The sequence below is a fragment of the Pseudarthrobacter sp. NS4 genome (assembly GCF_024758005.1).
Taxonomy (GTDB): domain Bacteria; phylum Actinomycetota; class Actinomycetes; order Actinomycetales; family Micrococcaceae; genus Arthrobacter.
This window is the reverse complement of record NZ_CP103288.1, coordinates 883984-910260: the sequence shown is the minus strand read 5'-3', so window position 1 is coordinate 910260 and position 26277 is coordinate 883984. Positions and strand designations below refer to the sequence as shown.

Sequence of the window (26277 nt, the reverse complement as noted above, 5' to 3'; positions counted from 1 at the left end):
TGCTCCTTTGGGCTGGTTACCGCCGGTATGCACGGACCCCCAAGACCCGTGCATACCGCGTATATGTCAAAGAGTAACGCAGTGATGCCCGTCGCACAATACCGAGTATGCGGTGGCCTACATCAGCAGGAGGATCTTGCCTACATGGTCCCCGCTGTCGAAATAGCGGTGGGCGGCACGTACCTGGTCCAACGGGAACGTCTTGTCCACCAGCGGGCGGATCCGGCCGTCGCTGACCAGCGGCCAGACCGCGTCACGGACAGCATTCATAATCGCCCCCTTTTCTTCCACCGGACGGGGCCGGAGCGCCGTGGCCACCACTGCTGCACGCTTCTTCAGCAGCTGCCCCAGGTCAAGTTCGCCCTTCGTGCCGCCCTGCAGGCCGATCACGACCAGGCGCCCGTAGTCTGCCAGGGCGTCCACATTCTGCGACAGATACTTGGCTCCGACGACATCGAGGATCACGTCGGCGCCCTTGCCGCCGTTTTGCCGGCGGAGGCTTTCCGGAAAATCCTCCTCGGCGTAGTTGATGGCAATGTCAGCACCCAGGAAGGCCTTGGCGGTGCTGACTTTTTCGTCCGTACCCGCGGTAGTGGCAACCCTGGCACCGAATGCCTTGGCCAGCTGGATGGCCATGGTGCCGATGCCGCCTGTTGCGCCATGGATGAGGACCGTCTCGCCCGGCTGCAACTGCGCCGTCATGATCAGGTTGGAGTAGACCGTCGCGGAAACCTCCGGGAGCGAAGCAGCCGTCACCAGGTCAACGCCTTCGGGCACCCGCAGTACCTGCTCAGCGGGGACCGCCACCTGCTGGGCGTACCCGCCGCCGGCGAGCAACGCCACCACCTTGTCACCCAGCGAGAACGCCTTGGTGACCCCAGGGCCGAAACCGGCGATCCGGCCGGATACTTCCAGGCCCGGGATTTCGGACGCGCCGGGCGGCGGCGGGTAAAAACCCCGTCGCTGCTGCACATCCGCCCGGTTGAGGCCGGCGGCAACGACGTCGATCAGCACCTCGCCGGGGCCGGGCTCCGGGGCATCCGCCTCGCGGACCTCAAGGACTTCCGGGCCGCCCGGTTCCGATATGTAGACGGCTTTCATGGACCACTCCCGTTTCTGACTGAATACTGGCTGCAACCAGTGTGCACCGGACGCCTTCCGGTCTCTGTTTTGTTGCAGGCAAGTGCCTATGAAACACTACTAGTTGAGGAAGGTTGTCCGAGCGGCCGAAGGAGCTAGTCTTGAAAACTAGTGTGCGGTAACCCCGTACCAAGAGTTCGAATCTCTTACCTTCCGCGAAGAAGACCCCTGTCCGCCGGCAATGCTGGCCGGCAGGGGTCCTTTGCTTTAAGCCGGCCCCCTCCATTCCGCTTGAGACGGCCGCGTTTCCCGGCCCTGTTGCCACCCCGTACATTCTTTGGACTAAATCCACGGAAGACCCCTTTTCGGGAAGCTACCGGCCGGTATTCTTTTTTGTGATGGCCGGCACATGCCTTCGCCGGCCACCACCACCAGCATCACCGGAACCGGGCTACGGGGGCTCCAGGCCGGTGGGCGGCACGTTCCGCTGGGGAACGTCCCTCCGAATGCACGCACTAGCCACCTCGCGTTCATTCAGCGCTGTTGTGATGTGCCGGAACACCACTTGACCAGGAGCAGGATCCGGGGCCACTTGTCCGTCGGTACAACCCGGGCATACTCCAACGGGTCCCCCACCGGGGACACCCTTATGAAAGTAAGAGCGGATGCATCAAATACCTTGGAAACTAGCGCTGGGTACAGCGTTGTCCGCGGGGCTCATTGCAGCTCCCCTGGCAGCTGTCCCGGCAGCCGCGGAGGTCTCGGCCGCGGCGGGAAGCTCGCCCGTTGTGATCAACGAGGCCTACCTCAGCGGCGGCAGCAACGGCGCCGCCTACAAGAACAAATTCGTGGAGCTCTACAACAGCTCGGACGTTCCGGTCCCGCTGGACGGCTGGTCGCTGCAGTACCGCTCCGGCACCGGCACCGCAGCTCCGACGGGCGTGGCCGTCCTGTCCGGGTCCATCCCGGCCAAGGGCCACTATCTGGTGCAGGGCGGAAACAACGGCACCAGCGGCGCCGACCTGCCCGTCCCGGACCTGGTGTCAGGCGCCCTGAACTTCGGCGGCGGCGCCGGTACCATCGTGCTCGCCAGGCAACCCACCGCCGTCGGGCTGTCCTACGGTTCCCAGGTGGAACCCGCAGGTGTGGCGGACCTCCTGGGCTACGGCACTTCCAACACCTTCGAGACGCACGCCGCCGCGGCACCCTTGGGCAACACAGATGCCAAGAGCCTCAACAGGGCCGGCGGAGCGGACACCAACAGCAACGCCGCCGACTTCACCCTCAGCGCAGCCATCACCCCCACCGCCTCCGGCGGAACTGCCCCGGCCCCGGACCCCACGCCGGACCCCACCCCTGATACGGTCACCAAGACCATCGCCGAAATCCAGGGCACCGGTGCCGAAAGCCCGCTGACCGGCGCAACGGTCACCACCACCGGCAAGGTCACGGCAGTGTTCCCCACCGGCGGCCTGAACGGCTACTACCTTCAGACAGCCGGCACGGGCGGCGACCTCACGTCCGCCAACCATTCGGCATCGGACGGCATCTTCGTCTACTCGCCCGCCACCGTGGGTTCGGTCCAGGCCGGGGACTACGTGCAGCTGACCGGCACCGTGGCCGAGTACTACGGGATGACCCAGCTGAACGTCACCTCCGCCGCAGGGCTGGCCAAGCTGACGGAAGCTGCTCCAGAGGTAAAGCCGACCACCTTCACTTTGCCCGCCGACGAAACCTTCCGGGAATCCCTCGAAGGGATGCTCCTGGCACCCCGGGGGCCGCTGACCGTTACGGACAACTACAGCGTCAACCAGTACGGCGAGATCGGCCTGGCAGGAGGCACCACTCCCTTGGTCCAGCCAACTGCGGTGGCGCCGTTCGGTACGGCTGAGCACGCCGCCGTCGTGGCCGAAAACGCCGCCCGCGGCATCAGGCTTGACGACGGGTCCAGCACCAATTTCCTGAAGGATGCCGGCACCAAGGCGGCGGTCCTGCCCTACCTGACCACGGATGACCCGGTGCGGGTGGGCTCGCCTGCCACCTTCACCACCAACGTGGTCCTGGGCTACGCGAACAACGCCTGGAAGCTCCAGCCGCTGACGCACCTGACCGGCACGAACAAGGCAGCCGTCCAGCCGGCCACGTTCGGCGCCACCCGCACGGACGCTCCAGCTGCGGTGGGCGGCAACGTCAAGATTGCTTCCTTCAACGTGCTCAACTATTTCCCCACCACCGGCGACACCCTGGCCGGATGCACGTTCTATGAGGACCGCGCTGGCAACCCCATCACGGTCCGCAGTGGCTGTGGCGCACGCGGGGCGGCCAATGCCGAGAACTTCCAGCGGCAGCAGGACAAGATCGTTTCAGCCATCGCCAAGGCGGGCGCAGACGTTGTCACCCTGATGGAAATTGAGAACTCCGCACAGTTCGGCAAGAACCGGGACGATGCCCTGGCCAAACTGGTGGACGCCCTGAACATCGCCACGCCCGGTATCTGGGACTACGTCCGTTCCCCCGCAAACGCACCCCCGCTCAGCGATGAGGACATGATCCGCACCGCATTTATCTACAAGAAGGCCGTCGCCGAGCCGGTGGGCGAATCCATCATCCACAATGACACGGCCGCCTTCGCGAATGCCCGCAAGCCGTTGGCGCAGGTGTTCAAACCCGTGGGCGGTGGCGCCGGCACCGAATTCATCGCCATTGCCAACCACTTCAAGTCCAAGGGATCGGCGGCAACGCCGGACGACACGGACAAGGGCCAGGGCGCCTCGAACCTGGCGCGTACTGCCCAGGCAAAGTCACTGCTGGATTTCGCCACCTCCCTGCAGTCCGCCAAGGGCACGGACAAGGTATTCCTGGTCGGTGACTTCAACGCCTATGCCAAGGAAGACCCCATCAACGTCTTCACCTCCGCAGGCTACGTCAACCAGGACGACAAGGCACGCAACGCCGACGGCTCGGCCAAGCACTCCTACCTCTTCGGCGGAATGGTCGGGTCCCTGGACCACATCCTGGCTTCGCCCGCCGCTGATGCCGTGGTCACGGGCGCGGACATCTGGAACATCAATTCGGTGGAGTCCGTGGCGCTGGAGTACAGCCGCTATAACAACAACGTCACCAACTACTACGCGCCGGACCAGTTCCGGGCCAGCGACCATGATCCGGTGGTGGTAGGCCTGAACCTCGAGTCCGGGCCTACCAGCGTTGACCTGAACTTCCTGGGCATCAACGACTTCCACGGCCGGATCGATGCCAACACCGTCCAGTTCGCGGGTACCATCGAAAAGCTCCGCGCGGCGGCAGCCCCCGGCGCAACGGCGTTCCTCTCTGCCGGTGACAACATCGGCGCCTCCCTGTTTGCCTCCGCCGTTGCCAAGGACCAGCCCTCCATCGACGTGCTGAACGCCCTCGAGTTGCGGGCCGCGGCCGTGGGCAACCACGAATTCGACGGCGGCTGGGCGGACCTGAGGGACCGCGTCATCGCCGGTGGAACCAATGCGAAGTTCCCCTACCTGGGAGCCAACGTTTACCGGAAAGGCACTACTGAACCCCTGCTGCCGGAGTTCACCGTGCTGGAGCTGAACGGCATTAAGGTGGCAGTCATCGGCACCGTCACCCAGGAGGTTCCATCACTGGTGACCCCCGCCGGCATCGCAGACCTTGAGTTTGGTGATCCGGTAGACGCCATCAACCGTGCTGCTGCCAGGATCTCGGCGGAGAACCTTGCCGACGTCATCATCGTGGTAAACCACGACGGCGCCGGCTCGGGAACCGTGGAAGGCGCCACACTGCAGGAAGAAGTGGCAGCCGGCGGCCCCTTCGCCAAGCTGGTCACCGGGACATCGGCGGAGGTTGACGCCATATTCACCGGCCACACCCACAAGGAATACTCCTGGGATGCCCCCGTTCCGGGAGGGGACGGCAGGACCCGCCCCATCGTGCAGACCGGTAACTACGGCGAGAACGTGGGACAGATCCAGCTGACGGTGGATACGGCCACCAAAGAGGTCACGGCGTACAAGGCCGGCAACGTCAAGCGCACCACCGAGCCCGCCGCTGACCTGATCGCTGCCTACCCGCGCGTTGCCGCCGTCGACACCATCGTTCAGAAGGCCTTAGCGGACGCGGCGGTCATCGGCGGCCAGCCGGTAGGCTCCGTCACCGCGGACATCACCACCGCCTTCACCACAGACGCCACCGGTGCCGCCAAGCGCGACGACCGCGGCAACGAGTCCACGCTGGGCAACCTGGTGGCCGACTCGCTGCTTGATTCGCTGAAGCCGGCCGAGCTGGGCGGAGCGGAAATCGGCGTGGTGAACGCCGGCGGACTGCGAAACGAGCTGTACTACGCACCCGACGGCGCCATCACCTACGCCGAAGCCAATGCTGTGCTGCCGTTCGTGAACAACCTGTGGACCACGTCCCTGACCGGAGCCCAGTTCAAGACGCTGCTGGAGCAGCAGTGGCAGACCAACGCGGACGGCACGGTTCCCAGCCGCGCCTACATCCAACTGGGCCTGTCCAGGAACGTGAACTACACGTACGACGCAGACCGCGCGGGAGGTGACCGCATCACGTCGGTGCGGGTCAACGGCGAGCTGCTGGACCCAACGAAGTCATACCGGGTGGGCACGTTCAGCTTCCTGGCCACCGGCGGCGACAACTTCCGGATCTTCACGGAGGGCACCAACACCCGCGACTCGGGGTTGGTGGACCGGGACGCCTGGATCGGTTACCTGCAAAAGAGCAGTCCCGTTTCACCGGACTTTGCCCGGCGTTCGGTGGCCGTCACCAACTCCACCCCCGGCGAGGTCAAGCCCGGTGAGGTGGTTGCCCTCACGGTCTCCAAGCTGGACCTGACGTCGCTGGGCAGCCCTGCCAACACAGCGCTGTCCGCTGTGTTCACGGACTCGGCCGGCACGGTCACGCAGCTGGGCGCGGTGCCTGTCAGTGCGGGCACTGCCAGCGTCAGCCTCGCCGTTCCGGAAGGCGCGGCTGACGGCGGGGCTACCCTGGTGCTCACCGCTGCCGAATCGGGCACGGTGGTCACGGTGGACGTGCAGGTGGCGACGGGTGGAACCGTGCCGCCCGTTTGCACGGCGCCGGTCAAGCCGTCCCGCCCGGCGGACGTGGCAGGGCAAGGCAACTACGGCCAGGCCATGGCCGCCTACCGGGCCTGCCTGCGCGGCTGAGCTGCTGATGGGGTTCAACCCGGCAAAGCCAGACCCCATTCGACGCTCTCTCACATTTTGCGCGTTTTTACCCAACGCTCTCTCACCCATGAACTGGTCGCAGGTGGGAGAGCGTTGGGCGTTTAAGCGCCAGAGGTGAGAGAGCGTTGGGCGTTTGGCTGCAGGATGTGAGAGAGCGTCCGGGGGTTAGAGGTCCAGGATGGCTGCGGCGATCTCGTCGGCGTCACGCAGGGTCCGCTGGCCGCTGCGGTATACCGGCCCCCCAGGCTGGATGGCTTCGGCAGCAATAGCGGTTCCCCATTGGGTGGAGGAGAGCTGCAGGCCCAGCACATACAGGCCCTCCGTCACTGACCCGTTCGCCGCAATCGGACGGTATGGGTGGGGTGCCACGTCCAGGCCAGTTGACTGCACGGGTGCTCCCTCCGCCGTCATCATGAGCCGGGGGCGGACCAGTCCGTCCGCCAGCAGCTGCTCCAGCACCGGCGAGTCATTGGCCGAGACCCTGTTGCCCGGCGCGAGCGCCTCCACCATGGTCCGGGCCGCCGCCGGTGCACCCTCAACCCACGGCGAGGACGCAGTAAACATCCGGGACCTGCGGTCAACAACGAACTTGGGATCCGGTCCCACGAAGCTCACCACTCCGGCCCGCGCCAGTGCAGCCAGCTGCTCAGAGCGCAGCGCAGGCGGTCCGCTGGCCAGGCCTTCCACGAAGGACTCGAACCAGCCACGCAGGCCGGCGACCCACGATTCGTCGGTGATGCCGCCGTCGGCCACTGCCGTCTTGAGGACAGCGCGTCCGTGATGGAGGGCACCGATGGCCATCTTCACGGGGTCGTCCTCGCCCAGGGCGGAACGGCGGGCATCGTCAAGCAGGTACTCCACCACGGCGGCATCGAGGTCCGCCCGTGAAGCAAAGGAACGCCCCGCCAGGGGCGCCGCGAGGCCGGGGAGGTCCAGCCGGTGCCTGGGCCCCACATGGATGGCCAGCACGCTCTCCACGCTGTCCTCCCAATTGCCTGCCGCGTGGGCGTGGGGGTGCAGCGCTTCATCCAGCGCCGCAAGGAACGCGGCAGCATCCGGGACCGCGCCCGGCTGCGAGCGCACCAGGGTGGAGTAATAGGCCCAGATGCTGTCACGGTGCAGCAGGGGCCACAGGTCGTGGTCGAACCCCGGCCGGATGCCGGCCTTCCGGAAGCGGTCCAGCGCTGCCTCCGTGAGGTAGCGGAGGGTGACCGACGCCGGGTAGTAGCCTTCCAGCGCCGCCTTGGCCCGGTAGGGGGTGCCACGCCGGGACGCGGCAATGATGCGCGGTTCCTGGCCGGACGGCTCGTAGTCCAGGCGCCCGCCGCTGCTGACGAACTTTCCACCGCGGCCCTCGGTGAGCTGGACCATGGTGTCGAAGAAGTTCAATCCCATGCCGCGCACCAGGACGGGTTCGCCGGCGGGGATCTGCGACCAGTCCACGTCGGCGGGCACTGCCGGCGGCAGGTACCGCAGGCCCAGATGCTCCGCCGAAGCCTGGAGTTCCCGCTGTTCGGGATTCAGCCGGGACGGGATGTGGCCCAGCGCCAGGACCACTGAATTGGTGCGGAGCGTGTTGCCGGTGGCCAGGCCGACGTCGAACATTCCGTCTCCTGCGGGGCGCACCGACAGGGCCGTCGTTTCATGGAAATCGATGGTGACGCCATCGGGCGCCTTGTCCAGCAGGTCCTCCAGGGTGCAGCGAAGGTACCTGCCATACAGGGCCCGGCTGGGGAAGTCATTGGATCCCAGCACGGCAAGTTCCGCCCGTTCATCCCCCGTAAGGAACGGTAATGGGTCGCGCTGCTGCCGGACCCGCCATTGGTCGAAGGTGGTGCCCGCCACCGGCGCCGGGAGTGCCGGGTCCTCCGGAATGAGGGTGGGATAGAAGGACTGCGTGTTCATCAGGAACAACCGCGGCTGCTCCGGCTGCCATACATGACCGGGACCGGCCGGGAAGGGATCGATCACATCGATGTGGAGCCGGACGGGGCCGGCCGCGGCGTGGGCAGCCACGTGGGCCAGCAGGCGTTCCAGCACGCTGGTGCCCCGGGGTCCGGCACCAATAATGGCGGTCCGGGTGCTCTGCGTTATTTCCACGGCATCCAGAGTATCCGCTGAGGGCTGAACGCTTGACTTGCCAGCCCCCGGGGATGTTGTTTGGATGGGGCGCATGACCACCACTGCAGCTGATTCAGCGACCGCCCCAGGTTCCGGCCAGGCCTCCCACGGCAGCGCCCCTGTGGGCACCGCGCCCGAGCCCACTGACGAAAATGTCTGGCTCGAAGAGATCTACGGCGAAGAGCAGCTTGCCTGGGTCAAGGAGCAGAACTCCCGCACGGAGGACCTTCTCGAGGACGCCGACTATGTAGAGCTGGAGGGCAGCATCCTCGAGGTGCTGGACTCCACGGACCGCATCGCCATGGTGGGCAAGCGCGGCGACTGGTACTACAACTTCTGGAAGGACCAGCAAAACCCCAAGGGCCTGTGGCGCCGCACCACCTGGGAGAGCTACTGCACAGACTCGCCCGAATGGGACGTCCTGCTGGACGTGGACGCCCTGGCCGCCGCCGAAGGCGAGGAGTGGGTGTTCCACGGCGCAACGTTCCTCCGCCCCGCCCCCGGTGAACCGTACCGGCTGGCCCTGCTGGCGCTCTCCCCTGACGGCGGGGACGCCAACCGTTACCGCGAATTCGACGTCGAGGCCCGCGGCTTTGTGGACCCTGCCCAGGGCGGCTTCGACCTGCCGACGGCGAAGGGCAACGTGTCCTGGCTGGACGCGGACACGCTGCTGGTTGCCTCCACCGCGGAAGGGCTCCCAAAGACGGCGTCCTCCTACGCCCGGACCGCTGTCACCCTCAAGCGCGGCGCCGGCCTGGCCGGCGCGCCCCGGTTGTTCGAGGTCCCCGAGGACCACATGATGGCGGTGGTGGCGCACGACTCCACACCCGGCTTCGAACGCACCTTCGCCGTGGACTACATTGACTTCTTCAACCGCACGAACCTGGTGCTGCGGGACGGCGAGTGGGTGGCATTGGATGTGCCCACCGACGTCAATGTCAGCGCCCACCGTGACTGGCTGTTGTTCCGCCCGCAGCAGGACTGGGTCCTGCACGGGACCACCTATGCCGCCGGGTCGCTGCTGGCCGCAGGGTTCGAGGACTACCTCGCAGGCGCCCGGGACCTCGCCGTCCTGTTCACTCCGGATACCAGCACCTCACTCCAGTCCTGGAGCTGGACGCGGAATTTCCTGCTGCTCAACCTCCTGAAGGACGTCTCGTCCCAGATCCGGGTCCTTGACCCGTCCCGCCGCGTCGACGGCCCTGATAGTCATGACGGCCCAGGGGGCGCCTGGGCATCCACTCCCCTGGATGCCTGCCCGCCCCTGCACGACGTCAACGCCTACGCCGTGGATGACGAGGACGCGGCTGCGGCCGAAGGCGGTGCAGGTGACGACTTCTGGCTCATCGCCACCGGCTTCACCACGCCCAGCACCCTGATGCGGGGCACGCTGGAACGCAGCCACGGCGACGCCGGGACCCCTGGCGTGGTGAGCCGGCACGCGACGGTGAAGACGTCGCCGTCGTTCTTCAGGGACAGCGGGTACGAGGTGCAGCAGCACTTCGCCGTCTCCGATGACGGCACGCGTGTCCCCTATTTCCAGGTGGCCGCACGGAACCTGCCGCTGGATGGCCAGAACCCCACCCAGCTGTCCGGTTATGGCGGGTTTGAGATCTCGCGAACGCCTGCCTACAGCGGCACGGTGGGCAGGGCCTGGCTGGAGCGCAGGACGAACGGACTGCCCGGGGACGCGGGGGAAGCGCCGCACTCCCGAGGCGGCGTCTATGTGGTGGCCAACATCCGGGGCGGCGGCGAATACGGGCCGTCCTGGCACCGGGCAGCCCTGAAGGAGAACCGGCACAAGGCATACCAGGACTTTGCCGCGGTGGCCCGCGACCTCATCTCCCGCGGGGTCACGTCCCGCGAAAGGCTCGGCTGCGTAGGCGGCTCCAACGGCGGGCTGCTGGTGGGAAACATGCTCACCCAGTATCCGGAACTGTTCGGTGCCATCTCGTGCGGCGTTCCCCTGCTGGACATGCGCCGCTACACCAAGCTGTCCGCGGGCCACTCCTGGATTGCCGAATACGGTGACCCGGACGTGCCCGATCAGTGGGACTACATCCGGACGTTCTCCCCCTACCATCTGCTGAAGGACGGCGTGGATTACCCCGAAACGTTCATCTGGACGGCGACCTCGGATGACAGGGTTGGACCTGTCCAGGCCCGCAAGATGGCGGCCCGCATGCTGGCCATGGGCATTCCCAACGTATGGTTCCACGAGGCCCTGGAGGGTGGCCACGCCGGCGCGTCCGACAACCGGCAGGCCGCTGCGCTCCAGGCGCGCAGCCAGCATTTCCTGTGGAAGGCACTGGCGGGCAGGACGTCGTGACCGCAGGTTTGTCTGTGCGGCCGGCCATCGCTGGGGACGTGGAGCCGCTGGCCGAGGTGCATCTCCAGTGCTGGCGGGAAACCTACCGCGGCATGCTGTCCGACGCGTTCCTGAAGGCAGTGGACCCCGCCGGCCGGCTGGCGCTGTGGCGAGGACTCCTGGACCGGCCTGAGCCGGCCGCGGCGTGGATCGCGTGCGACGGCGGAACGATCGTAGGATTCGCCGGCGTCCGCCCAGGGCCTGCTGCCTGGTCCTGGCATGAGGCGCCGCCCCCATCGGCGGACCTTGAGGTGTGGGGGTTGTACTTGTTGGCCTCGCATCAAGGGCTTGGCCTGGGACGGCGGCTGCTGGAAGCCGCCCTCGGCAATGAGGCCGCGAGCCTCTGGGTGGCTGCGGACAACGGCCGGGCGATTGGCTTCTACCGCAGGTTCGGCTTTGAACCCGACGGCGCCGAGGACGTGATTCCCAGCTGGGAGAACCTCCGCGAAATCCGGATGGTCCGCCCGCCGCAGACTTCCTCCTGATGTTGCAGGCTTCCTGCCGGCGCCCCTTTGGAGCCGGCGGACAGCCGTTTTGCACTGCATGCCCCGATCTGCGTATCCTTGGTGGGCTAGGAATAGCAATTGGAGACGTGCCAGAGCGGCCGAATGGACTTCACTGCTAATGAAGGGTCGGGGTTAAACTCGACCGGGGGTTCAAATCCCCCCGTCTCCGCGTTTGGCCCCGGTCCCTGGACCGGGGCCTTTTGCGTTGCGGAGGCAGGCGTGCGTCCGTCCGGAGACCGGACAGGGCACCCCGGAGACACTGCTGCGGTGGCACGATAAACGCATGGCAGCAAGCACCCACGTCACCGGATCGGACGGCATCCGGCAAGAGTGGAACCCCCGCCTGGCGCTCCTGGTGGCGGCAGCGTTCTTTATGGAGTTCCTGGACGGCACGGTCCTCACCACCGCCATCCCGAACATCTCTGCCGACTTCGGGGTCCCGGCAGCCGACGTGAACATCACCATGACTGCCTACCTGCTGACCGTGGCTGTTGGCATCCCCATCAGCGGGTGGCTGGCAGAACGGTTCGGGGCGCGCCGGGTGTTCTGTCTTGCCATTGCAATCTTCACGGCCGCGTCCCTGGCCTGTTCGCTGAGCGAGGACCTTACTGCGCTGACCCTCAGCCGCATCGTCCAGGGGGCCGGCGGAGCCATGATGGTTCCGGTCGGGACCCTTGTGGTCCTCCGCGGTACGCCCAAATCAGAACTTCTCCGCGCCACGGCCTTCCTGGTGTGGCCGGGACTCCTGGCCCCCGTCCTGGCGCCGCTGGTGGGCGGTGCACTCACCACATACCTGTCCTGGCACTGGATCTTCCTGATCAACCTCCCCCTTGGTGCGGCGGCATTCATTGCCGCGCTCCGGCTGGTGCCGGACTCCCCGGGAGACGCGGGCCGCCGGCTCGACTGGGCAGGGCTGTTCCTTACCACCGTGGGAGTCGGCGCCCTGGTTGTGGGGCTTGAACTGGCCAGCGCCCATCCGGAGTCACCCTGGGCCGGGATCAGCGCCGCATCAGGAGCGGCCTCACTCGCAGCCGCCGTGCTGTGGATGCGCCGGGCCCGGAATCCCCTGTTCGACCTGGACGTGTTCCGCACGCGGACCTTCCGTGCCATGGCTACAGGCGGCTTCGTGTACCGGCTCACGATCAGTTCGGTCCCCTTCCTGCTGCCGCTGATGTTCCAGGCTGGATTCGGCTGGTCCCCAATCCACGCCGGCATCATGGTGGCAGCAGTCTTCATCGGCAACATCGGGATCAAGCCGGCCACCACGCCTTTGATCCGGCGCTTCGGGTTCAAGGCCATGCTGGTGTTCGCGTCCCTGGGGTCGGCAGGAACGTTTGCCCTCTGTTCCCTCCTGACGCCTGGGACTCCGCAGGCTTTGATGTTCGCCCTGCTCGTCTGCAGCGGAGCCTTCCGGTCCATCGGCTTTTCTGCCTACGCCTCCGTGCAATACGCGGACATCGTGCCGGCGCAGTTGACGTCCGCGAACACAGTCTCCGCTACGTTGGTTCACCTGGCCACGGGCGCGGGCATTGCCCTGGCGGCCCTGCTGATCCGCATCTTCGACGGGCTGGCCGCCTTCCCGCAGGACCCTGCGGGGCCGTTCCGCGGCGCGTTCCTGGCCATGGCGGCACTGATGCTCGCCAGCACTGCGGACAGCCTCTTCCTGCCGCGCCATGCGGGCGCCGAAGTCAGCCGGCCCCGGCCCAGCCAGGCCGAAGTCAGCCGGCCTGGGCTAGAACCAGCGGAAGAACAGCGCCCGCCCCGGCCTGCCGAAGGACACGGCCCGCGACTGTAAGGGTCCACCGGCTGTCCGCCAGGTCATCGATGAGCATCACGCTTTGCCCCTGGATGCCGCCAAGTGCCGCTTCCAGCTCCGGACCAACCACCAGGCGGTCCCACACTCCGGCCAACCGATAGGCACTGTTGCCGCCACGGGCTCCGGTGGGGCCACCATGCGCCAGCTGCAGCTCGCCAAGGTAGGGAATGCGGCCAATCTCCGAGATCCCCCTGGCGAGGGAGCCAACAAGCTGCGGCTTGCTCCGTGACGGGACACTGACGATGGCGGCAGGCCTTCCCGCGCCGCTCCATCCCGGCGTACGTGGGTCACCGGTACCCCATTCCCGCAGGACCTGCACGCAAGCCTGCAGCATGCCCGGGTCAACCGGCCTGTCCTCTGCGCCTGCAGCAAACAGCTCACGCAGGGCACCACCCCACCCCAGATCGGTCAGCCGGGCCAGGACGCGGCCCTCCGCAAGGCCTTCCGCCGGCTTGAGCTTTCCCTTCACCGGGACGCCCAGCCGGTCCATGCCGCTGGGCCACTGCAGCCGCGCCTCGAGCACACCGCCTGCCCTGCTGAGCGTCTGGTTTGCCGCCGCTGTGGCGTCTGCTGCCACATCCGCCGGGAACCACTGCCCGGCGCAGTTGTCGCACCGCCCACAGGGGTGGGCTGTCTCGTCGTCCAGCACGGACGTGATGTACTCCATCCGGCAGCCGGCCGTGTCCTGGTAAATCACCATGGAGTCCTGCTCGTCCACGCGGGCTTCAGAGATCCGTTCGTACCGCTCCGCATCATAGACCCAGGGCTGCCCCGTGGACCGCCAGCCACCGCCGACTCGTTCGACGGCGCCGTCCACCGAGAGGACCTTCAGCAGCAGTTCCAGCGGAGTGCGGCGGAGGTCAACCCGGGCTTCCAGGGCAACTGTGGAGAGCGCAGTGCCGGCCTCGCCCAGGGCGGTGAGGACAGCAGCGGCTTTCTCCTCGGAGGGCATGGATGCCGTGGCGAAATACTGCCATATTTCGCGGTCCTCCGAGCCGGGCAGCAGCAGGACATCGGCGTTGGCGGCACCACGGCCTGCGCGGCCCACCTGCTGGTAGTAGGCGACCGGAGATGACGGCGCGCCGAGGTGGACCACAAAGCCCAGGTCAGGTTTATCGAAGCCCATTCCCAAGGCTGAGGTGGCCACCAGCGCCTTAACCTGGTTGTCCTTCAGCAGTTGCTCGGCGCGTTCCCGGTCCGCGGGGTCGGTGCGGCCGGTGTAGGCAAGCACTTCATGTCCCGCTTCCGCGAGGAGCCGGGCTGTGTCCTCTGCGGCAGACACCGTCAACGTATAGATGATTCCGCTGCCTGGAAGGTCAGCCAGATGCGTCAGCAGCCAGCCCAGGCGCTGTTTGGCGTCCGGGAGGGACAGGACGCCAAGCCGTAACGAATCCCGGCCAAGGGCGCCTCGAATAGTGAGGACACCGGCACCAAGCTGTTCTTCGATATCGTGCACCACCCGTGAGTTCGCGGTGGCAGTGGTGGCAAGCACCGGGACCGTGTCCGGCAACTGGGTGATCAGGTCCGCGATCCTGCGGTAGTCGGGGCGGAAGTCATGGCCCCAGTCAGAGATGCAGTGGGCCTCGTCAATCACCAGCAGTCCGGTCCGGCGGATCAGTTCGGGCAGCTGGTTTTCACGGAAGGAGGGGTTGGTCAGCCGTTCCGGCGAAACCAGCAGGACGTCCACCTGGTCTGCGGCAAGCTGTTCGCGGACGTTGTCCCATTCCAGCTGGTTGGCGGAGTTGATGGCCACGGCGCGCACCCCTGCCCGGGCGGCGGCAGCCACCTGGTCCCGCATCAGGGCAAGGAGTGGCGAAACGATAAGCGTGGGCCCGGCGCCGCGCCGCCGCAACAGCAGGGAAGCCACGAAATAGACTGCCGACTTCCCCCAGCCGGTGCGCTGGACCACCAACGCCCTCCGGCCGCCGTCGACCAGTGCCTCGATGGCCTCAAACTGCCCTTCGTGGAAGCCTGCTTCAGGATGCCCCACCAACTCGCGAAGAACGTCGAGGGCCTGGGCGTGTGTTGCTGTCGAGGAAGGCAGGTCAGTGGCTGCTGGTTCGGAAAGTACGGTGGCGTGCTGGTTATCGACCATTGATTCAGTATCCCAGCCACCTCCGACACTCAGGAGCACTGCGGCTGCCATGTGGATATTGACAGCCGGCCAGCCGAAATCCTTCACACCGGATGTGCTTATCCACAAACATAGCCCTCCCTCAATTGCCGAGCCCGGGCTTCACCGTAAGATAAAGCCCGTGACTAGCGAACAGACAACGGCTTTTGACCTTTCGGCATCCTTCAAGGCGTACGACGTCCGGGGCATCGTGGGCGAGTCCATCACCGCCGAAATCGTCGAAGCCGTGGGGGCCGCGTTCGTGGATGTCCTGCAGCTCGAAGGCCAAACCATCCTGGTGGGCGGGGACATGCGTCCTTCCTCCCCCGAGTTCAGCAAGGCCTTCGCCAATGGCGCAGCCACCCGCGGCGCCAACGTGGAACTGCTGGACCTGATTTCCACCGATGAGCTTTATTTCGCGTGTGGTTTCCTCAACCGCGCGGGTGCCACCTTCACAGCCAGTCACAATCCAGCCGGCTACAACGGCATCAAGATGTCCAAGGCCGGTGCTGTTCCCATCTCCTCCGAATCGGGCCTCAAGGATATCCAGGCCCTCGCCGAGCAGTACCTGAACACTGGCTCCATACCCGCATCGGGCAGCCGCGGCCAGATCGGTGTCCGCGACGTGCTCAAGGACTATTCCGAGTACCTTCGGAAGCTGGTGGACCTGTCTGGCTCCCGGCCATTGAAAGTGGTGGTGGATGCAGGCAACGGCATGGCCGGCCTCACCACCCCCGCGGTTCTGGGCGACACCCTGCTCCCCAAGCTGCCGCTGGACATCATTCCCCTGTACTTCGAGCTGGACGGGTCCTTCCCCAACCACCCTGCCAACCCGCTGGAACCGGAGAACCTCCGCGACCTGCAGGCGGCAGTGCTGGAGCACGGCGCAGATATCGGCCTGGCTTTTGACGGGGACGCCGACCGTTGTTTCGTCGTGGACGAGAAGGGCCAGCCTGTTTCGCCGTCGGCCATTACCGGCATGGTGGCACGCCGCGAGATTGCCCGTGCGAAGGCCCAGGGTGAAGCCACTCCTACGATCATCCACAACCTCCTCACCTCGCGCGCGGTATCAGAACTCGTAGAGCACGATGGCGGCCGCGCAGTGCGTACCCGTGTGGGGCATTCCTTCATCAAGGCGGTTATGGCGGCGGAAGGCGCGGTCTTCGGTGGAGAACACTCAGCGCACTTCTACTTCCGCGATTTCTGGAATGCAGACACGGGCATGCTGGCCGCCATGCACGTACTGGCCGCCCTGGGCGAACAGGACGGCCCCCTGTCCGAACTGGCCCGCGAATACGAGCCCTACGTCAGCTCCGGGGAAATCAACTCGGAAGTTGATGACAAGCCCGCCGCCGTCGAGCGGGTACGCGCGGATTTCGCCAATGAGGACATCACCATCGACAGCCTGGACGGCAGCACCTTCACGGCCAACGACGGCAGCTACTGGTTCAACCTGCGCCCGTCCAACACCGAACCTTTCCTCCGGCTTAACGCCGAAGCCACGGACCGCGGCACCATGGAACGCATCCGGGACCGGGTCCTGTCGATCGTTCGGGCTTGAACCGGATGGCAGAACATACCAGGCCAGCAGCGGAGGAACAGTCCAGCTGGCGGGAGTCAGTTCCGGACAGCACGGCAACAGACCTGGAAAACCTCCTGGGCACGGGCGTCAGCGCCGCCCAGGAGCAACTCCAGCGAAACGGCGGTTTCATGCCCTTTGCCCTGACGGTGCAAAACGACGGCGAGGTGCGGCTCGTGGCGGTCTCCCCTGCCGACGCAGCGGAGGGCACGGACGGTGACTTCGACGCCGACGCGATGATCAGCGACCTGCAGGCGCTGCTCCGGCAGAACCGGGACGACTTCCGCGCTGCCGCCGTCGTGTGCGACATCCTGCTGGTGGAAGACGACTCTGACGCCATTCACGTGGCAGCGGAACACCGTGACGGGTCAATCTTCGCAGCAGTGCTGCCTTACGCTGCCAATACGGCCACCCGGACCTGGCAGTTCGGGGAGCTGGGCGCAGACACCAGCGAACCCGTGATCTGGGTGGACTAGACCGCGGGCCCGGCATGAAGATCAACGCGTTCGCGGACGTCAGCCTGCGGGCACTGATGGTGCTTGCGGCCATTCCCGGCGACGAGCTGCTGACGACGCAGAACGTCGCGGATGCGGTGGGCACCCCCTACAACCACGTCAGCAAGGCCATGTCCAAGCTGCGGATCCTGGGCATGATCGAAGTGGTCCGGGGCCGGACAGGCGGTTCCCGGCTGAGCCACGCAGGCCGGACGGCAACGGTGGGACAGATCCTGCGGCAACTCGACACCCGCAGCGATCCCGCAGAATGCGTCGCACCCAGTGGCAACTGTCCGCTGATCGACGAGTGCAAACTTCGTGGCGCCCTGGCCCGGGCCCGGGAGGCGTTCTACCGGGAGCTCGATTCAGTGTTGATCGCGGAGCTTCCGGGCTCCCGCCAGATGGCACCCGTCTTTGACATGATCGGCCTTCGCCCCGGCCTCCGGTAACCCGTTCGCCCCCAACGCTGAACCGCTGCTGCAACGTTCCGCGCGATTTGATTCCATCTTCTACACGCTGTAGAAATTGGGGTCTGAATACAAGCATTCCAAATGCCTGTATTCGCAGATGGCCGGACGAAGGCCCCGGCCGCTATCTCAGGAGTCCGCATGCTCTCGGAAAAGTCCCGCCCCGTCATTGAAGCCACCCTGCCGCTGGTCGGGTCACGGATCGGCGCGATCACGCCCAAGTTCTACTCCCGTCTTTTTGCAGCGCACCCGGAACTGCTGGATGGACTCTTCAGCCGCTCCAACCAACGCTCGGGCAACCAGCAGCAGGCCCTCGCCGGCAGTATTGCGGCGTTCGCGAGCCACCTGGTCAGCAACCCGGGAACACTTCCAGAGGCCGTACTGTCCCGGATCGCCCACAAGCACGCTTCCCTGGGCATTACCGAGCCGCAGTACCAGGTGGTCTATGAGCACCTTTTCGCCGCCATCGCAGAGGACCTCGCGGAGGTCATCACCCCGGAAATTGCCGAAGCCTGGACCGAGGTTTACTGGCTGATGGCCGATGCCCTGATCAAGATCGAGAAGGGGCTTTACGCCAGCCAGGCCAACGACCGCATGTGGATGCCGTGGCGGGTGGCAGCGAAAACCGCCGCCGGCACGGGTGCCATGACCTTCACCCTGGAACCGGCGGATGACACCCCGGCGACCCCCGCGCTCCCCGGGCAGTACATCAGCGTCAAGGTCGTGCTGCCTGAAGGCCTGCGGCAGGTACGCCAGTACTCGCTGTCCGCTGATGCCGGCACCAGCCGCACGTTCACCACCAAGCTGGACGACGGCGGCGAGGTCTCCCCCGTGCTTCATCACAACGTGCAGGTGGGCGACATCCTTGAGATTTCCAATCCGTACGGCGAGATCACGCTCAAGGACGGCGACGGTCCCATCGTGCTGGCGTCCGCCGGCAGCGGCTGCACACCCACCGCATCCATCCTGCGTTCACTCGCCGAAACCGGGACGGACCGGCAGGTCCTGGTACTTCATGCGGAAAGCACCCTGGACAGCTGGGCGCTGCGCAGCCAGATGACGGACGACGTCGAACGCCTCGACGGTGCCGACCTTCAGCTATGGCTGGAAAAGCCCGAGGCGGGAGCCAGGGAGGGCTTTATGTCGCTGCGGGAAGTGGACCTCCTGGCCGATGCATCCCTCTACCTCTGCGGCCCGCTGCCCTTTATGAAGAATATCCGCAGTGAAGCCATCAACGCCGGCATTCCGGCTACCCGTATCCACTACGAAGTCTTTGGTCCTGACATCTGGTTGGCCAGCTGACACCAGCCGGCCCGCCCGGGCAAAAGGCGCCGCAGCACGACGACGGCCCCTCACCTTTTTCACAAAGGTGAGGGGCCGTCGTCGTACTGAAGAATCAGCCCAGGCGTTCCTTCAGCCCGGCCAGCTCCGACTGGAGTGCCTCCGGCAGCGAGTCACCGAAGTTGGCGAACCACTCCTCAATGGATGCAAGCTCGGCGGCCCACTCCGCGGGATCGACCTTTACGGCTTCCTCCACCTGCGCCGGAGTCATGTCCAGGCCTTCGAGATCGATGGCATCACCGGTGGGGACGAACCCGATGGGGGTCTCCACGGCATCTGCTTTGCCCTCGAGGCGCTCGATGGCCCACTTCAGGACGCGGGCGTTGTCGCCGAAGCCGGGCCATGCAAAGCCGCCCTCAGAGTTCCGGCGGAACCAGTTGACCAGGAAGATCCTGGGCAGGCGCTCCGGGTTTGCCTTGGCGGACAGGTTGACCCAGTGATTCAGGTAGTCACCGGCGTCGTAGCCGATGAAGGGCAGCATGGCCATGGGGTCGCGGCGGACAACGCCCACCGCACCGGCTGCCGCAGCAGTGGTTTCGGAGGACAGGGTGGAGCCCATGAAGATGCCGTTGGACCAGCTGCGCGCCTCGGTGACCAGGGGGATGGTGGTCTTCCGGCGGCCGCCGAACAGGATCGCCGAGAGCTCCACGCCGTTGGGGCTGTGGTACTCCTCGGCGAGCATGTCGATCTGGTCGATCGGGGTGCAGAAACGCGAGTTCGGGTGGGCTGCCGGCTTGTCCGAGTCGGGGGTCCAGGAGTTGCCCTGCCAGTCAGTCAGGTGCGCAGGCACGTCGTCGGTCATGCCCTCCCACCAGACGCCGCCGTCGTCGGTCAGTGCGACGTTCGTGAAGATGCTGTTGCCCTTGGCGATGGCACGCATGGCGTTGGGGTTGGTGCCCCAGCCGGTGCCGGGGGCAACGCCGAACAGGCCGGCTTCGGGGTTGACTGCCCGCAGCTCGCCTTCCTTGCCGAACCGCATCCAGGTGATGTCGTCGCCGAGGGTCTCCACCTTCCAGCCCTCAATGGTGGGATCGAGTAGTGCGAGGTTGGTCTTGCCGCAGGCGGAGGGGAAAGCCGCGGAGACGTAGTAGGTCTTCTGCTCCGGTGAGGTGAGCTTGAGGATGAGCATGTGCTCAGCCAGCCAACCCTCGTCACGTGCCATGACCGAGGCGATGCGCAGGGCGTAGCACTTCTTGCCCAGCAGGGCGTTCCCGCCGTAGCCGGAGCCGAAGGACCAGATGGAACGTTCCTCGGGGAAGTGGACGATCCACTTGTCCGGGTTGCACGGCCACGGCACATCGGCCTGACCCGCCTCCAGCGGGGCACCCAGGGAGTGCAGGGCGGGGACGTAGAACGCGTTGGTCTCGGTGATCCGGTTCAGGACATCGGTGCCGATGCGCGCCATGATGCGCATGGAGGCAACAACGTAGGCGCTGTCCGTGATTTCGACGCCGAACTTCGGGTCCTCGGCGTCGAGGTGGCCCATAACGAACGGGATGACGTACATGGTGCGGCCGCGCATGGATCCGGCGAACAGCCCGCGCAGCTTCTCCTTCATCTCGGCAGGGGCCATCCAGTTGTTGGTGAAGCCCGCGTCGCGCCTGTTTTCAGAGCAGATGAAGGTCTGTTCCTCAACCCGGGCCACGTCGGCGGGGTCCGAGAAGGCGGCGAAGGAGTTGGGAAACAGCTCCTGGTTCAGCCGGGTCAGGGTTCCGGCTGCAACAAGCTCATCGGTGAGACGGGTGTTTTCCTCTTCGGACCCGTCGACCCAGTAGATGCGGTCCGGCTGCGTAAGCTCAGCAACCTCTTCTACCCATGCCAGCAGGCCGGCATGTGTGGTGGGTGCATTCTCAAGCAGCGGTTTCTGCGCCAGATCGCCCATTTCGGTTCCCTTCCTCGGGTTCATCGGTGTGTGCTAAATGCTATGGTCCGGACCACCGCTGATTTTTGGGAGGATGTCTGGCAAATACCTGCACCGAATACCAATTCCGCGCGAATTCAAGGAAAAATGACCGGAACGAGGCGGATTAAGTGACGAAGGTCACCTATACCGGTCTAGTCGCGCAGATTACACCCGCTTCGATTTGGCACTACGGCCAACCCTCGCGTAAAGTAATTCGAGGTTCAGGGAGAGCGGTTCTTCTCCAGGAACACGAGATGCGCCCATAGCTCAGCTGGATAGAGCGTCTGTCTACGGAACAGAAGGTCAGGGGTTCGAATCCCTTTGGGCGCACAGAGAAGGTCCGCACCGGTTCGCCGGTGCGGACCTTTGCTTTAAGCATTGTTACCTCTGCCGATGATCTCCGGGCTCCCCGTTATGCCGGCCCCCCCACTGCATGCAGCCAGCAGATCCCGCACCACATCCGGGCGTAGTCTTTCCCCATGACGCCCGAAGCTGTTGAACGCGAATTTGATGTTGTGGTGATCGGCGCAGGTGCCGTGGGGGAAAACGTTGCCGACCGGGTGGTGCAGGGCGGCTTGACCGCGGTACTGGTGGAGGCGGAACTGGTGGGCGGTGAATGTTCCTACTGGGCGTGCATGCCGTCCAAGGCACTGCTCCGGCCGGGCACCGCGCTGCATGGGGCCCAGACCACGCCCGGTGCCAAGGAAGCGGTGACCCGTACGCTCGACGCCGCCGCGGTCCTTCAGCGCAGGGATTACTTCACCTCCAACTGGCAGGACGACAGCCAGGTTTCGTGGGTCGAGGACACCGGGATCGAACTGGTGCGCGGCCATGCCTGGCTGACGGCGCCGAAAACCGTTGAGGTTGCCGGGCTGGACGGATCATCCCATCAGCTGCACGCACGCCACGCAGTAGTGCTGGCCACGGGGTCCATGCCCACCATGCCCCAGATCGAGGGACTGGAAGACGTGCAGGTGTGGGGTACCCGTGAGGCCACATCCGCCAAGGAGGTTCCGGAACGGCTTGCCGTCCTGGGAGGTGGAGTCGCGGGGACCGAACTGGCCCAGGCCTTTGCCCGGCTGGGATCGGCAGTCACACTCGTTGCACGCAGCGGGCTGCTCGGAAAATTTCCCGAGGAGGCGGCCAGGCTGGTCGCAGCCGGCTTGCGAGCGGACGGCGTGGAACTCCGCCTCAATACCGCCACGGAACGTATCAGCGGGAACGACGACGGCACGTTCAGCCTGGCGCTGGGCGATGGAACCAGCATTACTGCCGACAAGGTCCTCGTTTCCACCGGCCGCCGCCCTGCCCTGGAAGGCCTGGGCCTGGAGAGCGTCGGATTTGAAGCGGACGAGCAGGGGCATCTCGCCCTGGCCACGGACACCTCCGGCCTGGTGCAGGGAACACCCGGCGACGAACCTTGGCTCTACGCTGTGGGCGATGCCGCCGGCAAGAATCTCTTTACCCACCAGGGAAAGTACGAGGCACGTGCCACCGGTGACGCCATTGCCGCCAGGGCCAAGGGGGAACTTGCAGGCACTCCGGATAACTGGAGCCGGTACGCCCAAACTGCCAACCAGCACGCGGTGCCCAGCGTTGTTTTCACGGACCCCGAGTTGGCCTCCGTGGGCCGCACGCTGGAGAAGGCGCGGAAAGATGGATATAACGCCTCTACCGTGGAACTTCCCATTCAGGTTGCAGGGTCATCGCTCCACTCCGAAAACTACGAGGGCTGGGCCCAACTGGTTGTTGACGAGGACCGCACAGTGCTCCTCGGGGCAACCTTCGCCGGACCCGGTGTTGCTGAACTGCTGCATGCGGCCACGATTGCCCTGGTGGGCGAGGTGCCGCTGGACCGGCTCTGGCACGCAGTCCCCTCCTACCCCACCATCAGCGAAGTGTGGCTCAGGCTGCTGGAGAAGTACGGACTCTAAGCTATACGCCACGGCATACCCGGTGGATGAATCAGTGCCGCGGGGCAGCCTGGAAACAGCCATTTTTGGTGCCTGCTTTGTGGTGGGCCTGGACCGCCAGACGTACAACCCGGAGCGCACCCGTGACCAAAGCGTTGCAGCAATCATGGCCATCATGCGCGGCTACGTGCTGAAGCCGGATGCTCCTCAGGGATGATGGTGCACATGCGCCACATGGGGAACAGCGGAAAGTTTGCGGTCATCACCGGCATCGTCGCGGCCGGGTTGCTGGTGCTCACCGGGATGACCCTCGCCGGGCCGGTCTTCGTGGCGTTCCTCGGCGTCCTGGGGCTGTCCTATCTATCGGCCGTCGCTGAGGTCCTGGCCCGGGGGCGGCGCTTAGTCCTGCTGGCCACCGGGGCAGGCACCAGCCTGGCGATCGGCTTCGCCCTGGCCTTCATCAGTACCTGGGAGCTGGCATACGACGGGCAGTCCTCGTTCGTAGGCACTCCCCTGCCCACCAATGATCCGGACAACTATTTCCTTGCTGCCGCTGCCTCCTTCGTGGCAACGTTGTTGGTCCTGTTCCTCGGCGCGGCCTGGCCTGCGGGAAGCCGTTTCGGCAGCTCGAGCGGAAGGCGCTCCCCTGGCACGCGCCGGCCGGCGGCGGCGGTCCGGCCTCCGGCCACCAGAAGCACATCGGTTCAACGGGCGTCCGGTACCCGCGTTCCGGCACGGGTACCGCCAGCAGCCAAGCGGCCGTCGTCGTCCGCTTCACCGGCCCGGAAACCTGCACCCAGGCCGGGCGCGGGCTCGGCAACACGGCGCTGAGGCCGCCGGCCGCCAACGGTGACGACCGCCGTCGCAACCCCGCCCAGGAGCAGCAGCCCGCCAGCCAGTTCGGCAGGGGTCGGCACCTCTTCCAGCGCCAGCCACGCAGCAGTCATGCCCACCACGGGGACGAGCAAAGTAAACGGAACAACGGCCGACGACGGGTGGCTGGCGAGGAGCCGGTTCCAGATTCCGTAGCCCACCAGGGATGCGAACACAGCAGTGTAGAGCGCGCTGAAGACAGTGGGCGGCTGCAGGTTGCCGAGCGTCGAGAACACGTCGTCCGGGCCTTCAACGAGCAGCGAAAGCGCGGCAAGGGGCAGCGGAACCACCGCGCCTGACCACACGACCAGGCCCAGCCCGGAGGCGGCCTTGGCTTTGCGGGCGATAACATTTCCGACAGCCCAGGAGAGGGCCGCGGCCAGCACGATGAGAAGCGGCAGCAGCGGTGCCACGGCGCTGCGGCCCACTGCCACGACGGCGAGGCCGGCAACGCCCAGGACCACGCCGGCGAGTTGCCTGGTGTTCGGCCGCTCGCCCAGGAATCCGGCGGCCAGGAGGACCGTCAGCAGCACCTGCGCCTGCAGCACGAGGGACGCCAGGCCCGCCGGCATGCCCAGCGCCATGGACAGGTACAGGAGGCCGAACTGGCCCGCACTCATGAATAGCCCGACGCCGATGATCGCCTTCCAGCTGATATCCGGCTTCCTGATGAAGAAGATCCAGGGAAAGACCACCAGCAAAAAGCGCATTGCCACGAACAGGAGCGGCGGCACTTCGTGGCCTGCAGGGTGCAGTCCAACGTCGATGGCCACGAAATTCAGGCCCCACAGCACGGCAACGAGGACAGCAAGGAGGGAATCTCGAAGGTTCACGGTCCCACTGTGGCAGATGTACCGGCCCGGGACCACGACGGCGGGCACGGCAGCCCTCGCCGCTAGTGGGCGCGCGGAACCTTGAACTTGGTGATGCGTGCATCCTGTCCGTCGAGCTCGGCCCAGGACTTCTCCGTCTCCAGCACCGTCAGCGCGCTGGTGGGATAGCGGGTAGCGGCGTCCATGTAGGCGTCGTGGTCGGAATCCCGTGAGGCGAGGTGCATGGCCAGGTCCTGCACGCCCGGCAGGTGCGAGATCAGCATGAGTGTGGTCACGGTGTCCGGCACATGGTTGATGACGGTGAGCATCCGAAGGGCGGAGGCAGCGTACAGTCCGTCCTCCAGCTTGGGCGTGGGGGCCTTGTCCCCCAGCTCGGAGCAGACCCAGGTGCAGGTCTGCCGGGTCCGCAGGGCGCTGGAGCACAGGATGAAGTCGGGAACGATGTTGTGCTTGAGCAGCCAGCGCCCGGCAAGCGGCGCTTCCCGGTGCCCGCGTTCCTCCAGCGGACGCTCATGGTCAGCCACGCCGCCAGGCCAGTCAGCTTTGGCATGCCGCATGATCACAAGCCGTCGAAGATGGTGCTCACTCATGCCTAAAGCCTAGTCCGCCGCTAAAAAAGCCGCGGAGGCACGAGCTAGATCGAGTATTCCGGAGCGGCCCAGACAACAACTTCAGGGTGCTCGTAGAACCGGTAGCCCTGGCCGCGGACGGTGCGGACGGTGTTGGCGAGACGGCCAAGCTTGGAGCGGAGCCGGCGGATGTGGACGTCGATGGTGCGTTCGTTGGGCACTTCTTCGGCGTTGCGCCACAAGCCCTCAAGCAGTTCGTCGCGGCCCACGGTGCGCGTGCCGTTCTCGACCAGGTAGTTCAGGAGTTCGAACTCCTTGAACGTCAGGTTGAGTGATTCACCGTCAAGGTGGACTTCACGACGGGCAAGGTCGATGAGGACGCCGGAGGGTCGCGGTTCCTGCGGCTGCTGCGGGCGCTGCGCCTCGGTGCGCTGGCGGGAGTTCACGGTGGGGTCGCCGAAGGTGGAACGGACGACGTCGAGCGCGGAACCGGGTGTGCCGGCGGGGGCGACGGCCACGGCTGCGTAGCTCTCCGCCCCGGTCACGAGGGACTGGGCGTAGGCGCGGATTTCCTGGGCGAGCTTGGCGATGGAGGTGCCTGCTGCTGCTGCGGTTTCCTCGTCGATCCCCATGTACAGGACGAACCCGCGGGCCACGTTGTCGTTTGCTACGGGGCGTACGGCATTCGGTCCGGCTACCACGGGAGTGGGGGCCGTGACGGGCGCCGAGTCGGACGGCGGAACGGCGCGGAGCTGACCATAGGAGTTGGGGTTGTATCCCTGGGGCGCGTAGCCCTGTGCAGGGAAGGTGCTTCCGGATGAAGGAGCAAGCGACGGACGGGGTGCGAAGCCGGGACGCAGGCCCGACGGCTGGCCGGCCTTGGCGGCGTTACGGACAGAGATGTGGACGTATCCGGATGCAACTGACATGAAATGCTTACCTCAATGTGAATGGCCGCCATCGCGGCTCGAATGCTGGGTTTTCCCGCAATGCGAACTGGGGAGGGGCGCCCGACGCTGGGCTGGGGGCGAATGCCTAAGAACTTCGGAGGGTGGGAAGGTCAGGCGTGCATTCGACAACAGCGC

At 65.9% G+C, this 26277-nt stretch carries 16 protein-coding genes, 3 tRNA genes and 1 pseudogene; 13 read left to right on the top strand and 7 right to left on the bottom strand.

Going from position 1 to position 26277, the window contains the following annotated elements; genetic code table 11:
• Window positions 1–117 precede the first annotated feature (117 nt).
• Entirely contained in the window at window positions 118–1101 is a 984-nt protein-coding gene (locus NXY83_RS04360) for an NAD(P)H-quinone oxidoreductase (protein ID WP_258804866.1), read from the bottom strand.
• Between the two features lie 107 nt (window positions 1102–1208).
• Between NXY83_RS04360 and NXY83_RS04355 the strand changes: the two genes are divergently transcribed.
• Together NXY83_RS04355 and NXY83_RS04350 are read left to right on the top strand one after the other, a co-directional pair.
• Window positions 1209–1296, top strand: a tRNA-Ser gene (locus NXY83_RS04355).
• Between the two features lie 449 nt (window positions 1297–1745).
• Window positions 1746–6275 carry an ExeM/NucH family extracellular endonuclease gene (locus NXY83_RS04350; RefSeq protein WP_258804865.1) on the top strand — a complete coding sequence of 1510 codons (4530 nt, stop codon included), beginning with the start codon at window positions 1746–1748 and terminating at the stop codon, window positions 6273–6275.
• A gap of 186 nt (window positions 6276–6461) precedes the next feature.
• Here the strand turns inward: NXY83_RS04350 and NXY83_RS04345 are convergent, their stop codons facing one another.
• The gene (locus NXY83_RS04345) at window positions 6462–8396 is read right to left on the bottom strand and encodes an FAD/NAD(P)-binding protein (RefSeq protein ID WP_258804864.1); all 1935 of its coding nucleotides are present in this window, start codon (window positions 8394–8396) and stop codon (window positions 6462–6464) included.
• 73 nt (window positions 8397–8469) lie between these two features.
• On the opposite strand from NXY83_RS04345, the gene NXY83_RS04340 reads away from it, so the two are divergent.
• The 4 genes from NXY83_RS04340 to NXY83_RS04325 all read left to right on the top strand — a co-directional run bounded on the left by NXY83_RS04340 (window position 8470) and on the right by NXY83_RS04325 (window position 13086).
• On the top strand, window positions 8470–10746 hold the full coding sequence (locus tag NXY83_RS04340) for a prolyl oligopeptidase family serine peptidase (protein WP_258804863.1): 2277 nt from the start codon (window positions 8470–8472) through the stop codon (window positions 10744–10746).
• Entirely contained in the window at window positions 10716–11270 is a 555-nt protein-coding gene (locus tag NXY83_RS04335) for a GNAT family N-acetyltransferase (protein ID WP_258804862.1), read from the top strand. The genes NXY83_RS04340 and NXY83_RS04335 overlap by 31 nt, the downstream gene beginning before the upstream one ends.
• Window positions 11271–11371: 101 nt before the next feature.
• A tRNA-Ser gene (locus NXY83_RS04330) sits at window positions 11372–11460 on the top strand.
• Between the two features lie 114 nt (window positions 11461–11574).
• Complete coding sequence (locus NXY83_RS04325) at window positions 11575–13086, top strand: MFS transporter (RefSeq protein ID WP_258804861.1); 1512 nt, start codon at window positions 11575–11577, stop codon at window positions 13084–13086.
• Here NXY83_RS04325 and NXY83_RS04320 read toward each other — a convergent pair.
• Window positions 13010–15202 carry a RecQ family ATP-dependent DNA helicase gene (locus NXY83_RS04320; protein WP_258804860.1) on the bottom strand — a complete coding sequence of 731 codons (2193 nt, stop codon included), beginning with the start codon at window positions 15200–15202 and terminating at the stop codon, window positions 13010–13012. The genes NXY83_RS04325 and NXY83_RS04320 overlap by 77 nt on opposite strands.
• 160 nt (window positions 15203–15362) lie before the next feature.
• Between NXY83_RS04320 and NXY83_RS04315 the strand changes: the two genes are divergently transcribed.
• The 4 genes from NXY83_RS04315 (at window position 15363) to NXY83_RS04300 (ending at window position 19062) form a co-directional block, all read left to right on the top strand.
• A complete protein-coding gene (locus NXY83_RS04315; RefSeq protein ID WP_258804858.1) occupies window positions 15363–16781 on the top strand; it encodes a phosphomannomutase/phosphoglucomutase in 1419 nt (472 codons plus the stop codon).
• Between the two features lie 5 nt (window positions 16782–16786).
• Window positions 16787–17275: a hypothetical protein gene (locus NXY83_RS04310; protein WP_258804857.1), complete on the top strand. Its 489-nt coding sequence runs from the start codon at window positions 16787–16789 to the stop codon at window positions 17273–17275.
• Window positions 17276–17289: 14 nt separating this feature from the next.
• Entirely contained in the window at window positions 17290–17742 is a 453-nt protein-coding gene (locus NXY83_RS04305; RefSeq protein WP_258804856.1) for an RrF2 family transcriptional regulator, read from the top strand.
• A 159-nt stretch (window positions 17743–17901) separates the two neighbouring features.
• Window positions 17902–19062, top strand: a complete 1161-nt coding sequence (locus NXY83_RS04300) for a globin domain-containing protein (RefSeq protein ID WP_258806060.1) — start codon at window positions 17902–17904, stop codon at window positions 19060–19062.
• A 94-nt stretch (window positions 19063–19156) separates the two neighbouring features.
• Here the strand turns inward: NXY83_RS04300 and NXY83_RS04295 are convergent, their stop codons facing one another.
• Window positions 19157–20983 carry a phosphoenolpyruvate carboxykinase (GTP) gene (locus NXY83_RS04295; RefSeq protein ID WP_258806059.1) on the bottom strand — a complete coding sequence of 609 codons (1827 nt, stop codon included), beginning with the start codon at window positions 20981–20983 and terminating at the stop codon, window positions 19157–19159.
• A gap of 277 nt (window positions 20984–21260) precedes the next feature.
• On the opposite strand from NXY83_RS04295, the gene NXY83_RS04290 reads away from it, so the two are divergent.
• From NXY83_RS04290 to NXY83_RS04280, 3 genes and pseudogenes are all read left to right on the top strand, one after another.
• Window positions 21261–21334, top strand: a tRNA-Arg gene (locus NXY83_RS04290).
• Between the two features lie 149 nt (window positions 21335–21483).
• Window positions 21484–22938, top strand: coding sequence for a dihydrolipoyl dehydrogenase family protein (locus tag NXY83_RS04285; RefSeq protein WP_258804855.1), 1455 nt, complete (start codon window positions 21484–21486; stop codon window positions 22936–22938).
• Between the two features lie 7 nt (window positions 22939–22945).
• Window positions 22946–23134 (top strand): annotated as a pseudogene (locus NXY83_RS04280) (TetR/AcrR family transcriptional regulator); the annotation flags it as partial.
• A gap of 487 nt (window positions 23135–23621) precedes the next feature.
• Here NXY83_RS04280 and NXY83_RS04275 read toward each other — a convergent pair.
• The 3 genes from NXY83_RS04275 to NXY83_RS04265 all read right to left on the bottom strand — a co-directional run bounded on the left by NXY83_RS04275 (window position 23622) and on the right by NXY83_RS04265 (window position 26121).
• Entirely contained in the window at window positions 23622–24623 is a 1002-nt protein-coding gene (locus NXY83_RS04275; protein ID WP_258804854.1) for an EamA family transporter, read from the bottom strand.
• 62 nt (window positions 24624–24685) lie between these two features.
• Window positions 24686–25213, bottom strand: a complete 528-nt coding sequence (locus NXY83_RS04270; RefSeq protein WP_258804853.1) for a SixA phosphatase family protein — start codon at window positions 25211–25213, stop codon at window positions 24686–24688.
• Window positions 25214–25257: 44 nt separating this feature from the next.
• A complete protein-coding gene (locus NXY83_RS04265) occupies window positions 25258–26121 on the bottom strand; it encodes a winged helix-turn-helix domain-containing protein (RefSeq protein WP_258804852.1) in 864 nt (287 codons plus the stop codon).
• Window positions 26122–26277 lie beyond the last annotated feature (156 nt).